The sequence below is a fragment of the Dehalobacter sp. DCM genome (assembly GCF_024972775.1).
In the GTDB taxonomy this organism is placed as follows: domain Bacteria; phylum Bacillota; class Desulfitobacteriia; order Desulfitobacteriales; family Syntrophobotulaceae; genus Dehalobacter.
This window is the reverse complement of the sequence record NZ_CP092282.1, coordinates 2,835,099-2,847,242: the sequence shown is the minus strand read 5'-3', so window position 1 is coordinate 2,847,242 and position 12,144 is coordinate 2,835,099. Positions and strand designations below refer to the sequence as shown.

At 47.0% G+C, this 12,144-nt stretch carries 8 protein-coding genes; all 8 read left to right on the top strand.

Annotation, left to right across the window (positions count from 1 at the left end; genetic code table 11):
* Nucleotides 1-19: 19 nt before the first annotated feature.
* The 8 genes from LPY66_RS13195 to LPY66_RS13160 all read left to right on the top strand — a co-directional run bounded on the left by LPY66_RS13195 (nt 20) and on the right by LPY66_RS13160 (nt 12,071).
* Nucleotides 20-727 carry a YetF domain-containing protein gene (locus LPY66_RS13195; protein WP_337984793.1) on the top strand — a complete coding sequence of 236 codons (708 nt, stop codon included), beginning with the start codon at nt 20-22 and terminating at the stop codon, nt 725-727.
* Nucleotides 728-932: 205 nt separating this feature from the next.
* Nucleotides 933-1,853: a radical SAM protein gene (locus LPY66_RS13190; protein WP_337984792.1), complete on the top strand. Its 921-nt coding sequence runs from the start codon at nt 933-935 to the stop codon at nt 1,851-1,853.
* A gap of 268 nt (nt 1,854-2,121) precedes the next feature.
* Nucleotides 2,122-4,707 (top strand): molybdopterin-dependent oxidoreductase, encoded by a 2,586-nt coding sequence (locus LPY66_RS13185; protein ID WP_337984791.1) that lies wholly within the window; start codon nt 2,122-2,124, stop codon nt 4,705-4,707.
* A gap of 3 nt (nt 4,708-4,710) precedes the next feature.
* The gene (locus LPY66_RS13180) at nt 4,711-5,514 is read left to right on the top strand and encodes a 4Fe-4S dicluster domain-containing protein (RefSeq protein ID WP_337984790.1); all 804 of its coding nucleotides are present in this window, start codon (nt 4,711-4,713) and stop codon (nt 5,512-5,514) included.
* A gap of 288 nt (nt 5,515-5,802) precedes the next feature.
* A complete protein-coding gene (locus LPY66_RS13175) occupies nt 5,803-6,603 on the top strand; it encodes an IclR family transcriptional regulator (protein WP_337984789.1) in 801 nt (266 codons plus the stop codon).
* 273 nt (nt 6,604-6,876) lie between these two features.
* Nucleotides 6,877-7,380 carry a (2Fe-2S)-binding protein gene (locus LPY66_RS13170; protein ID WP_337984788.1) on the top strand — a complete coding sequence of 168 codons (504 nt, stop codon included), beginning with the start codon at nt 6,877-6,879 and terminating at the stop codon, nt 7,378-7,380.
* The gene (locus LPY66_RS13165) at nt 7,377-9,680 is read left to right on the top strand and encodes a xanthine dehydrogenase family protein molybdopterin-binding subunit (RefSeq protein ID WP_337984787.1); all 2,304 of its coding nucleotides are present in this window, start codon (nt 7,377-7,379) and stop codon (nt 9,678-9,680) included. The genes LPY66_RS13170 and LPY66_RS13165 overlap by 4 nt, the downstream gene beginning before the upstream one ends.
* 15 nt (nt 9,681-9,695) lie before the next feature.
* The gene (locus LPY66_RS13160) at nt 9,696-12,071 is read left to right on the top strand and encodes an FAD-dependent oxidoreductase (protein WP_337984786.1); all 2,376 of its coding nucleotides are present in this window, start codon (nt 9,696-9,698) and stop codon (nt 12,069-12,071) included.
* The last annotated feature ends 73 nt before the right edge of the window (nt 12,072-12,144 follow it).

The following is a 12,144-nucleotide window of genomic DNA, read 5'->3' as shown; positions in this document are numbered from 1 at the left end:
CTGGAAGGAGACAAAACCAATGGAGCAGTTGCTATTGGTAACTTGGAAATCCATGTTGATCTTCGTGATACTTGTAGTTTTATCCCGCAGTATCGGGCGTAAACTGCTTTCGCAAATGTCTTATTTTGACTTTACCGTCGGCATAACCATTGGCTCCATATCCGGTTCTTATGTTGTTCAGATGATTGAAGGCATGTGGGTTCTCATTGCTCCTGTACTGCTGACCTTGCTGGCCATCTCGTTTGATTTCCTCAACCTAAAAAATCTTCGCTTCAGAAAATTGGCGGATGGTGAACCGGTCGTAGTGATAAGAAATGGCCAGATTCTGGACAAGAACATGAAAAAGGTGCGCTATCATTTGGATAATTTAGAATCACAGCTGAGAGACAAGGGGATCTTTGACTTGGGTGAAGTTGAGTTTGCCGTGCTCGAACCTCATGGGATTTTAAGTGTCTTAAAGAAGTCACAGCACCTGCCGTTAACACCGAAGGATATGAATACCGGTACCGCATACAAAGGGATGCCGACGCCAATCATTAAAGACGGGCAACTCTTTGAACACAATCTGGTAAGAAATAATCTGAGTCTGGAATGGTTAGATAGTGAATTGAAGAAAAGGCAAGTGAATAGAATTTCCGATATTTTTTACGCCGCGGTAGATACGGATCATGGATTATTTCTGAGTGTGAAGGAAAATAGTTTAATCTATACACCCTCCAAAAACTAACGATAATATGCAAATCGGATATCCGCAGGGGATTCATAGATTTTAATCTGCTATACGATGACGAATCGGTATATGAAATTGGTATTTGAAAAAGGTTGTGCAAAAATAGACAATATTTTATGATGGGTAGTAAAAGACACGACATTAATATGCCTATGATTGCATCCATAGGCAGTAAGCCTAATGGTCAGATGAGGTAATGAAAATGGATTCTTTGTCAGAAAAAATGACAAGCTGCAGTGCCTGTCCGCGGCATTGTGCCGTCGATCGCAGCGCTGGAAAAAAGGGTGTTTGTCGAGCCGGTATGAACCCGAAAGTGGCGCTCGCTTCTGTCCATCATTGGGAAGAACCGTGTATCAGCGGAACAAAAGGCTCCGGTACCCTGTTTTTTTCGCATTGCAATATGCGATGTGTCTTTTGCCAAAACTTTGATATCAGCCAGGAGGATTTTGGAGAGGAAATCCCTGTTGACGAGTTAGCCCGGATGATGTTAGGGCAGCAGGAGCATGCTGTGCATAATATCAACCTGGTTTCCCCGACGCAATATCTTTACCAGATCCGGGACGCATTGATATTAGCCAGGCAGGGTGGACTGCATATTCCTGTGGTTTATAATTCGAACGGGTATGAAAATGCCGCCGATCTGAAAGCTCTCAACGGTTTGGTCGATATCTACCTGCCTGATATTAAATATGCCGATAATCAATTGGGGAGAAAGTACTCCGGTGTATCGGATTATTTTGAGAAGGCATCTGCAGCGATCCTGGAAATGGTATCGCAGGTTGGATCACCTGTTTTCGATGACGATGGTATGATGCAAAAAGGCGTGCTTATCCGACATTTGATTTTGCCCGGACAATTGGAAAACACCAAGCAAATACTTCACTGGATAAGCGACAATTTACCAAAGGATATCTATGTCAGTCTGATGGGTCAATACACGCCAATGTATAACGCCCCCGAATACCCCGAACTGGCGAGAAGACTCCGGCAAAGGGAATATGACACGATTATCGATTATTTTTTTTACATAGGGCTTGAAAATGGCTTTGTTCAAGAGCTTTCCTCGGCAAAAGACGTTTATACGCCAAAATTTCGACCGAAAGAAATCAAAGACACTCATTAAAGCAATTCAAAACATATATAGAATAAAAATGTAATAATTAAATGGTATTTAATTCCCGTAGAAGATTTTTTCGCGTGAATTTTATTTATTCATTTTTGCGTTTATGGGAACGTTTTTTTCAATAACGATCAAAGATCGCAAACTTGAAAAACGTGTGCCTGCCTGGTTTTTAGAAAACTCAATAAAACTAAACAGTAAAAAGTTGGCATGATTCTTGCAAAATTATACCATGGGCAACCTATGCGATAATTAAAGAAGGAGTGATACAATGGCTAAAACAGGTTTCGGTGCGGATAAGACGGTTATCAAGAGTCTGGGCTTTTGCAGCTTTGGCTCCGGATCGAATACGGCGGAAGTTGATGTTAAAGACGGAAAAATCATACGGACAAGGCCGCTTCGGTACGATAAGGAATATGCCCTGGAGGGGAAATACAAACCTTGGGAAATCGAAATGAATGGCAAAACGTTCAAAGCATCCAAGAAATCGCTCTTGCCTCCATTTGCCTATGCTTATAAGAAACGGGCGTACTCTAATAACCGTGTTCCCTATCCCATGAAACGAGTGGACTGGAATCCTGAGGGAGAAAGAAATCCTCAGAATAGAGGAATCAGCAAATTCGAACGGATTTCCTGGGATGAAGCTACCGATATTATCGCCAAAGAAATAAAAAGGCAATACGAAAAATACGGTGTTGGCTCAATTTTAGCGCAGCAAGACGGGCATGGTGAAACCAAGGTCGTTCATGCTACTCATGGCTGCCAGGTCAGGCTTCTTGAACTGCTGGGTGGCTGTACGATCCAAGCCCGCCAGCCTGACAGTTGGGAAGGCTGGTACTGGGGTGCCAAACATATTTGGGGTATGGATCATACCGGCCAAGGTATTCTTGCCAATCTTTTCTATGATATCTCCAAGAATACCAAGATGCTTCTTTGCTGGGGATGCGACCCGGAAACAACACCATGGGGTTGGGGCGGGCAAATGCCCAGCCAGATGTCTTTCTGGTTTAATGAGATTGGGATCAAGACCGTGTATATTTGCCCGGATGTCAATTATTCCGTAGCGATCCACGCAGGCCGGTGGATACCTGTACTGCCCAATACAGACCTCGCACTTCAATTCGCTATTGCCTATGTCTGGCTGACTGAAGGTCTCTATGACAAAGAATACATTGACACACATGCGATTGGTTTTGAGTATGTAGAAAAAGTGGTTATGGGTGAAGATGACGGTATTGTCAAAACGCCGGAATGGGCAGAGCCGATTTGTGGTGTGCCGGCCAGACTGATCAAAGCCTTAGCCCGGAAATGGCATAAAGACGCAACGACGATAGCCCACTGCAACGGCGGTTCCTTTATTCGTTCCTGCTATTCCCACGAACCCGGCCGGATGGAAGTTGTTCTTTTAACCATGCAGGGCCTTGGTAAACCCGGACGGAATCAATTCAAATTCCTGGAATGGGGCATGATGGGTCTTGAGGATCAAGTGCCGACGCCCAAAGGCGAGACGATGTATCACTGCATGAATGCTTATAATGGCGGCGTTCATGGCTATATGGATCGTTTTGTACCGAAAACATTGGTGCCTAAAGCGATCATGACCGATGAAACATTTTCCTGGTACGGCAACTGTATTAATTCGCTGCCGACGTATGATCAGTATATTTACCATCAATTTCCGAAAGAAGAAGGTGAGCCTTTCCTTCATATGATCTGGACCGACACACCCTGTTGGACCACGTGCTGGAATGGCGGGAATTCTTTCATTGATGCACTGCGCAGTGACCGACTGGATTTTGTACTGGCTCAACATCCCTGGCTGGAAAACGACTGCCTGTTTGCCGATATCATCCTGCCAGTAAGTACGAAGTTTGAATTGGAAGATATCGGTTTTAATGCCGGAGATGGAAGCTATTATCACTTATTCTACGAAGGCCAGGCGATTGACCATATCGGAGAATCGTTGAGCGACTGGGAAATCGTCGGTGAAATTGCCAAGAAACTTGGATTATATGAAGAATATACCCGGGGCCGAGATGTTGAAAAGTGTATACAGGACGGTTTTGCTACGTCCGGCGCTGAGAATGAAATTACCTATGAAGAGTTTAAGCAGAAAGAATATATTATTTCGCCAACAGCAGAAGATTGGCAAGACGTTCCGGCAGGATTCTATAACTTCTATAGCAATCCGGAAACCTATCCGTTGAATACGCCGTCCGGCAAACTCGAAATTTATTGTCCGAATCTGGAGAAATACTTTCCAAATGATGTTGAACGCAAGCCCTATCCCCAATATATTGCCAGTGGTGAAAGCCATCCTCAGGAAACCCGTCAATCGGTAAGGGCGCAAAAGTATCCGTTCCTTATTGTCTCCAACCATCCAAAATGGCGTGTTCATGCCAATATGGACGATATTTCGTGGTTCAGAGAAATTCCCACCTGCAAAGTCGTTGGTCCCGACGGTTACAAATATGAACCTGTTTGGATCAATCCAAAAGATGCAAAGAATTTAGGGATTGTATCGGGGGATGTTGTTAAAGTATATAATGAACGCGGCTGGGTTTTAGGCGGCGCGTATATAACAGAAAGAATTATGCCGGGTGTTGTCCTGCAGGATCACGGTACGCGTCTTGACCCGATCGAACCGGGCGTCAGTGACCGCAGCGGGGCCAATAATCTCATTGCCCCGACCAACACCACCTCCAAAAATTGCGCCGGTGAAGTCACCAGCGGCTATCTTGTAGGCGTTGAAAAAGTGGATGTATTAGCCTTAGCCAAGCAATATCCCGATGCCTTTAACCGTGAATTCGACGACAGCGGCGTTAAACTGACCAACAGAATCAAGGAGGAGAAATAAATCATGAAAGTATTCGTCATCGATATAGCGAGATGCAATGGATGCTATAACTGCCAGATTGTCTGCAAAGACGAACATGTTGGCAACGAATGGCTTCCTTATGCTAAACCACAGCCGGATATCGGCCATTTTTGGATGAAGCTCAACGAGACTGTTCACGGACAGGTTCCTAAGGTGAATCTGGAGTATCGGCCTCTTCCTTGCATGCATTGTGACGATCCGGCGTGTATCCAGCAGGGAGACGATACGGTCTATAAACGTCAAGACGGTCTGGTCATTATCGATCCGGAGAAAGCCGCTGGGAAAAAAGAACTTGTATCGGCCTGCCCCTATGACAAAATATTCTGGAATGAGGAATTAGGTATAGTACAAAAATGTACGGGCTGTGCGCATCTGGTTGATGCCGGCGAAATTCCGCGGTGTGTCGATGCCTGCTCCACCGGTGCTTTGCGATTTGGTGAGGAAGAAGATTTCGGTGACGAAATCGCCGCTGCTGAGGTCTTGATGCCTGAAAAAGGCTTAAAGCCTAGGGTGTATTATTTGAACTTGCCTAAACTGTTTATTGCCGGCGATGTATGGGATCCTGCCGCTAATGAAATAATTGAAGGGGCAACCATCGTTCTCACTGCAGCTGATGGTACTCAGTATACGACAGAATCAGACGATTTAGGGGATTTCTGGTTCCGTAAACTGAATCCGGGACGGTATGATATTGCCGTTGAGGCGCAAGAGTATAAAAAATCGGAGAAACTCGGTATTGAACTGACAGAAAGTCTGAATATCGGTGACTTTCCATTAATTAAATAAGTTTGTAAAGTTCAGGTCTGCGTGCCACCGTTCCGGCGACAGGCGGAGCATGGCTGGGAAGATAATCTGCCGAAAGCGGAATGGTGCAGGCAGACCAACCTCAGATGTTACATACTACGGTCAATGGTTTTAAGATCATTTTAAGGGTAAAAAGTACTGGTATTAATACAATAATGAAACTATTCACAAATTATTTTTCCACCGGTTATATTGGCATCAACTCTATATTATAATTAAATCAACCTTGAATTTTGAGTAGACGGTCATTTTTTCAAAGGGGAAATTGATATGGAGGGGAAATCTGGCCACGTTAATTCTATTGAAAAAGCCTTTATTCTTTTGGATTGTTTTCTTAACAATAACGAGCCGCTGTCCTTAAAAGAGCTTACCGAAAGGACAGGCTGGCCCAAAAGCACTATTCACAGTCTCCTTTCTGCGATGCGCAGGCAGGAGATCATCGTACAAAATGCCGATGGCAAATACGCCATGGGTATCCATGTTTTTCAGTTGGGTAGTGCAATGGTCCGGGCCCTAGACATCGTTAAGATTGCCAAACCGTTGATGAAAGAAGTTGCAGATTCTGTAAACAGATCGGTACATTTAACAACGCTCCGTGCTAACCATGCTGTTATCATCGCCCGTGTAGAGCCTGTGAACAACCGGCTAAAAACCATTGTTGCCGTCGGCTCCTCTATGCCGCTTTATTGTAATGCGCATGGGAAGGTTTATTTGTCCTGCATGCTTGATAACGCGGTTAAAGAGTACGTCCGAACAACCGAACTTATTCCCTATACTTCAAAAACAATTATCGATTACGACGCGCTGTTCGAAGAAATAACGGCGATACGAAAACAGGGCTATGCTCTGGAACGGGATGAACGTCACATGGGGATGTTCGGCGTCGCTGCACCAATATTTGACGCTATGGGAAAAGTCGTCTATGCCTTTGGTGTCGTAGGCATGTTTGATAACATGAGCACCAGCGATTTACAGTCGGCAATTGCGCTTGTAAAGAAAATTGCCCATATCATTTCTTATCAACTCGGCTATAACGATAAAAGAAACCAATCTGACAGAAACGCGAAATAGGTTTTACTTAACTATAAGCAAAAGATCGTTGTTAAAGGATGAGCATACCATCAATACGTCTTGATTTAACGATAAAAAAAGGGGGTGGCTTAACCCCTTATTTTTTTTGAACGGGCAACAGCTGAAATTCAATATTGTGGAATTTTTTTTTACCAAATTGACACTTAATTGGTTGCGTTTTAATGTGGAGATAGCAGTTTTTCTCTTGTAATGTTTGAGCCGGGTTGCAACCGGCGCTGAAGAAAATTACACAAAAATGGAGGTTTTGGCCACATGAAAACAACTCTTGTGAATTTTTTCGTAAACGGAAAAGAGTACACATTGTCAGTGGGTAATTTGTTTGGACAGCTTCTACCAAACGAAGTGCTTGTGGATACACTGCGAAACCGTTTTGGTCTAACCGGCACGAAGATCGCCTGTAAAGACGGCGCGTGCGGCTGCTGTACGGTACTTATTGATGGCGAGGCTGTGCCCTCATGCGAGGTGCTGACAGTTGACTGTGAAGGGAAACATATCGTAACCATTGAGGGACTTGCTGCTCCTGACGGGACACTGGATCCCGTTCAGCAAGCATTTGTGGATTACTACGCTTTCCAGTGCGGATTTTGTACGCCGGGAATCATCATGGCTACCAAAGCGTTGCTCAATAAGAACCCGCGTCCGACCCGTGAGCAGATACAAGATGCCCTCTCTGGAAATTTCTGTCGCTGTATCAGCCATTACCACGTTCTTGAAGCAGTAGAGAGTCTGGTTAAGAAGGGAGAGCAACCGGCATGATTAAAAGTAAACACGATTATAAATACGTTGGTAAACAAACCGTTCGCAAAGACGCCTATGGTATCGTCCAGGGCAAGACACAGTTTTTTGATGATTTTGTCATGCCTAATATATTGATCGGAAAGGTTAAACAATGCCCTTACCCCCATGCCAATATCCTCAGTATCGATACAAGCAAGGCGCTTACTTTGGAAGGCGTCCATGCGGTCATTACCTATAAGGACTGCGATCCTAACTGGAAATTCGGCTGGCCGCCGCAGAAATCCGTACTTGGCACACGCATGCGGTTTGTCGGTGACGCTGTAGCCCTGGTTGCTGCCGAAACGGAAGAGCTTGCAAAAGAAGCGATTGATCTGATTGAGGTAAACTATGAGGTGCTCGAACCTGTTTTTGATGTACTTGAAGCTCAAAAAGAAGGGGCGCCACAGCTCTATGATGAATTCCCCAATAACATTGTTCCCGGCGGTTACGAAGTTATGCAGCCCAGCGGCCGATGGTGGCACCTCAAAAAAGGGGATGTGGAAAATGGCTTTGCTGAGTGTGCAATCATCGAAGAAGATACCATTGGCTTTGATAAGAAACCAGGAACGCTTTCACCGGAACCTCCCGGACTTATTATCCAGTGGGAAGGCGGTACAGATTATCACGTCTGGGGTACCACTCAGGGAATTATGGTTCTGCAGCTGGTCAATGCGACCGTAATTCCAGGCGTTCATATTGAGGCAACGGCATTTAACGTGGGTGGTTCTTATGGGAATAAAACCACGTTGACCAATATAACCATTTATGGCATGTTGTTGGCCAAAGCAACCAACCGTCCGATTAAAATGAATGAAACCAAGGTCGAACAGATGGTCATGCACGAGACCAGGTTGGGAAGCACGGTTCAGGCTAAAATCGGTATGGATAAGGAAGGTGTTGTTCGATCCGTAAAGGCCTTGTGGTCTGTCGATGCCGGCCATTTCTGCAATGCGATTCAAGGACAAGTCAGCGTTGGCTTGGGCGAAGCGCAACTCATTATGTGCAAATGCCCCAACTGGGATTTGGATACCCGGATCATCACCACAAACAAGCTCACGGCCGGTACGGTCAGAGGTTACGGCGGACAGGAGCTGAATTCCTGCCTGTCGCTCTTAATGGCAAGAGCGATGCGCAAAGGCAACTTCGATCCGGTGGATAGCTTCAGAAAGAACTATTGTCAGGCTGGGGATAAATACTTTTGGCGTGATGGCCGGGAATGGACTGCCAGATCGGTGGATTATAATGATGCAATCCTGGCGACCGCTGAAAAATTCCGTTGGAAAGACAGATGGAAAGGGTGGGGCATTCCTTCCTGGGTATCAGAAGATGGTAAAAAGGTCCGTGGTGTTGGCTGCTCTGTTATCGGCAACAGTGATGCCGGTGAGAGCTTCGCTGAAGCCTATGTTCGGATCATCCCCGACATGTTTAAGGATGAAGCGCGTGTTATGGTGCATATCAACGTCACTGAAATCGGCAACGGGCAAAAGTCCAACCTGTTGAAGATGGTGGCCGAAATACTTAACGTACCGCTGGAGGCCGTTCAGACGATCCCTCCGGATTCCAGGACCAGCCCGAGAAACGAAGGTCTTGCAGGCTCACGAGGAACGCTTACGTGCGGACGGGCGGTCAGCAATGCGGCCCTGGATTTGAGACGCCAGCTTTTTGAAGCGGCAGAGTATAAACTCAGATATCCTCAGGAACAAATGGAAATGTTCAACTTTGGCGTCAGAGCAAAATCCAAGCCGGAGTTATGGGTGCCGGTTACCAAGTTGGTTCCGGATCATCATTTGACCATGACCGGGTATGGAAGGCATGATGAAGATTTTGGCACCCCAAACTTTTTCATGTCCTTTATCGAAGCGGAAGTCGATTTGGAAACCGGTATGACAAAAGTCATTGATATGCTTGGGGGCACTGATGTCGGACAGATCATCGATCCGGGTTCTCTGGAAATGCAGTGTCAGGGAGGCATCGGCGCGGCGTCGCTGGATACCGCCCTTTTTGAAGAAAACTTCGTTGATCCGGTAATCGGCAGACCGCTGACATACGATATGATCCAGTACAAATGGCGACCATTCAATGAACTGCCCAATTTCGATACGTGTATTCTTGAGTCTCAATTCGATACCAATTATTTTAGGGCGATCGGCGTCGGTGAGATATCCGGCGCAGCTGCGGCGAGTGCCTGCATGATGGCAATTTCCAACGCGATTGGTACTGAGATCAAGGATTATCCGGCTACGCCTGACGTGATCTTAAAAGCGTTAGGCAAGATTTAAGAGGAGGAATTGAGCATGAAATACTTTGAACATACCCGCGTGCAAAACTTCGAGGAAGCAAGCCAAATATTAAAGAATGATAGTGAAGCTACAGTAATCGCGGGCGCAACTGATATTCTCAGCGTCATCAGAAACGAGATATTAACAGAAACGCCAAAGATGGTTGTAGACATCAAAAATATCGTCGGAGCGGATGAAATCAGAGTCGAAGACAATACGATCACGATAGGGTCACTCGCCAGATTGACTACAATCGCTGAAAATCACGACGTTCTCACTAAGGCACCAGCCTTGGCTGAAGCAGCTCATTCCGTAGCCACACCACTTATTCGTAATCTCGGCACCATCGGAGGCAATATCTGTCAGGATGTCCGCTGCTGGTTCTATCGCTATCCGCATGAAGCAGGCAATCGCCTTATCTGCCGACGTAAGGGCGGGGAAACCTGCTACGCCCTGCAAGGGGATAACCGTTATCATTCTGTATTCGGCGGTATGAAATGCGGCTCGACACCGTGTTCGCAACGCTGCCCCGCCTCTACGGATATCCCGGGGTATATGGAACAGTTCCGGCTTGGCAACGTCCCCGGCGCTGTTCAGATCATCATGAGCGTAAACCCGATACCCTGTATCACCAGCCGCGTCTGTGCGCACTTCTGCCAGGAAGAGTGCAGTCACTCCTCGGTTGGTGACAGTGTGGCTATCCGCAATGTGGAACGTTTCGTTGGTGACTATGCACTGGATCATAAAAATCTGTTCTATAGGGCACCCATCCTGGAAACAGGCAAGAAAGTCGCTGTCATCGGTTCCGGTCCGGCTGGTCTCTCCGCGGCGTATTATCTCCGTAAGGCAGGCAACGCCGTTACCGTCTACGACAGTAAAGAAGAACCCGGCGGCATGCTGATGTATGCAATCCCAGATTACCGGCTGCCCAAGGCCATTGTCCGTAAACTCGTTGCTGCCCTGAAAGACATGGGTATTCAATTTGTCTGCAATACAAAAATTGGGGAGAGCGTTAAACCCGGCGACCTGGAAAGAGATTTCGACAGTGTCTACTACGCCACCGGCACTTGGAAACGTCCGGTACTGGGATTAGCCGGCGAAGAACTTACCGTCTTCGGTCTGGACTTCCTCGTCGAAGTCCATAAATGGATGGGCGGTAAAGTCGGTCAAGAAGTGCTTGTTACCGGCGGTGGCAATGTGGCGATGGATGTCGCTATTACAGCGAAACGGCTGGGTGCCAAAAAGGTCATTATGGCCTGCCTTGAGTCAGAAGACATCATGCCTGCCGGTAAAGAAGAGATTGCCCGGGCGCGTGAAGAAGGCATCCAGATCATGCCCGGCTGGGGGCTTTCCAAGGTCGTCAGCGAGAATGGCAAGGTCCGAGGGATGGAGCTTATCCGCTGTATGGATGTGTATGACGAGAATCATCGGTTCAGCCCGGTTTACGACGATGCCGAAAAGACCGTGGTTGATGCAGAGAATATTCTGATGGCCGTTGGCCAGAATGTCGATTTATCCTTCCTCGATGAGAAATATCAGCTTCAGCTCAACGCCCGCGGTTTGATCGATGTTGAAGAAGAGACCCAGATGACCTCCCGGCAAGGCGTATTCGCCGGCGGTGATGTCACCACCGGTCCCTCAACGGTCATTCAGTGCGTTATGAAAGGCCATAGCGCTGCTCGCGGTATAAACAAATACCTTGGAGTCACTCCCGACCATGAGTGCTCCGACAGCATGCAAATCGCGAGTCCGTTCCTGACCTTTGACTTAGAAGGCATTAAGAACCAAACAGCGCTTAAGTTGGCGGAGATCCCAATCGATCAGAGATCGCTCGATGTGGAAGATGAAATTGCCCCGGACCAAGCGGCTGCCCTTACTGAGGCCCGGCGCTGTATGAACTGCGGCTGCTATGCGGTCGAACCTTCGGATATCACACCGGTACTGGTTGCTCTCGGTGGGACGATCAAGACCACGGAGCGGGTGCTCACTGCTGAAGAGTTCTGCTGTACCAAGCTCAAAGTGGATGACGTTCTGAGGAAGGGTGAACTTGTTACCGAGATCACTATTCCCGTACTGGAAGGCGCGATTATGCACTACGATAAATTCCGTCTGCGTGAGTCTATTGATTGGGCGATTGTCAGCCTAGCCACTGCCTTTGGTATGGAGAGGGGCAGGATAACCGCGGCTCGAGTCGTACTTGGCGGTGTTGCCCCTATTCCGGTGCGTTTGAATGCTTTAGAGGGGTATCTCTTGGGCAGGGAAATTGACGACGAAACGATACTCGGCGCATGTGACCTGGCCGTTAAGGAATGTCTGCCGATGTGGAAGAATAAATATAAGGTACAGGAAATAAAAGCCCTTGTGGGAAAAGCTTTGCTCCGCCTTAAATAATTCAGGGATAAGTTGATGCAAACCAAGCCTGTCCGTGCGCTGGCCGCCACGTGACGGGCTTGGTTAATTATTG

What these genes read in the sequence shown, in the direction of transcription:
- LPY66_RS13195 (WP_337984793.1), top strand. Translation starts at nt 20, where the DNA reads ATGGAGCAGTTGCTATTGGTAACTTGGAAATCCATGTTGATCTTCGTG.
- LPY66_RS13190 (WP_337984792.1), top strand. Translation starts at nt 933, where the DNA reads ATGGATTCTTTGTCAGAAAAAATGACAAGCTGCAGTGCCTGTCCGCGG.
- LPY66_RS13185 (WP_337984791.1), top strand. Translation starts at nt 2,122, where the DNA reads ATGGCTAAAACAGGTTTCGGTGCGGATAAGACGGTTATCAAGAGTCTG.
- LPY66_RS13180 (WP_337984790.1), top strand. Translation starts at nt 4,711, where the DNA reads ATGAAAGTATTCGTCATCGATATAGCGAGATGCAATGGATGCTATAAC.
- LPY66_RS13175 (WP_337984789.1), top strand. Translation starts at nt 5,803, where the DNA reads ATGGAGGGGAAATCTGGCCACGTTAATTCTATTGAAAAAGCCTTTATT.
- LPY66_RS13170 (WP_337984788.1), top strand. Translation starts at nt 6,877, where the DNA reads ATGAAAACAACTCTTGTGAATTTTTTCGTAAACGGAAAAGAGTACACA.
- LPY66_RS13165 (WP_337984787.1), top strand. Translation starts at nt 7,377, where the DNA reads ATGATTAAAAGTAAACACGATTATAAATACGTTGGTAAACAAACCGTT.
- LPY66_RS13160 (WP_337984786.1), top strand. Translation starts at nt 9,696, where the DNA reads ATGAAATACTTTGAACATACCCGCGTGCAAAACTTCGAGGAAGCAAGC.